The sequence below is a fragment of the Variovorax sp. 10N420 genome (assembly GCF_056394705.1).
In genome coordinates, this window is record NZ_JBFTIJ010000041.1 from 1 (window position 1) to 1,095 (window position 1,095).

Here is a 1,095-nt window from a genome sequence, read left to right on the forward strand (position 1 = left end):
GACCCAAGTCGTCAATCACTTCGCCAATTGCCGGCTTGCCCGGTCCCATCGCGTAGATCCTCACAGGGGTAGTCGGGCTCGGCGATGAGCCGTGGCCCGCTGCGTCCGTCACCGTATAGGAGATGTCGAACGCCGTGTCCTGCCCGATCAGATCGTCTGCAGGGATCCTCACCTTGACTGACCCGAGGATTACTTCGAACGACTCCACCTTGTGCTCGTAGCTCTTGCCGTTCCAGTCAATCGTGATCACGTCGCCCTCGGCCATGCCCGCATAGAACGGGATAATCACCCACGTGCCATCGCTGGCCTCTGCCGAGTCGATTACACCGTCTGCCATCTCCGGTACTTCAGGTGCCTTCAGTACCAGTGCTGGGACTGTCGTATCGATGATCACCACGTGCGGACCCGACGGCTTGCTTTCGTTGCCCGCCTCATCACGCTCGACCACCGTGAACTCGTGCCTGCCTTCGTCCAGCGGCGTATCAGGCGTGAAGCTCCAGTTGCCGTCCTCGTCGACCTTTGTCTCGCCAACGGGCGTGCCGTTGTCGATCACGACGATCGTGTCGCCCGGCTCGCCCTTGCCCACCAGCGTCGGTGTCGTGTCGTCCGTGCTCTCGCCATTGCCCACCGGACCCTGAACCAAGCCCACGTCGTCAGTCACTTCGCCAACGACTGGCTGGCCAGGCGGGGTCTTGTCCACGATCACCACGTGCGGATCCGACGGCTTGCTTTCGTTGCCCGCCTCATCACGCTCGACCACCGTGAACTCGTGCCTGCCTTCGTCCAGCGGCGTATCGGGCGTGAAGCTCCAGTTGCCGTCCTCGTCGACCTTTGTCTCGCCAACGGGCGTGCCGTTGTCGATCACGACGATCGTGTCGCCCGGCTCGCCCTTGCCCACCAGTGTCGGTGTCGTGTCGTCCGTGCTCTCGCCATTGCCCACCGGACCCTGAACCAAGCCCACGTCGTCAATCACTTCGCCAATTGCCGGCTTGCCCGGTCCCATCGCGTAGATCCTCACAGGGGTAGTCGGGCTCGGCGATGAGCCGTGGCCCGCTGCGTCCGTCACCGTATAGGAGATGTCGAACGCCGTGTCCT

General features: G+C 63.0%; 1 protein-coding gene. It reads right to left on the bottom strand.

Annotated features, from left to right (window positions below; all coding sequences use genetic code 11):
- Positions 1-1,095: Ig-like domain-containing protein (locus AC1DEK_RS30115; protein ID WP_478128989.1), on the bottom strand; the 1,095-nt coding region annotated here is incomplete at both ends.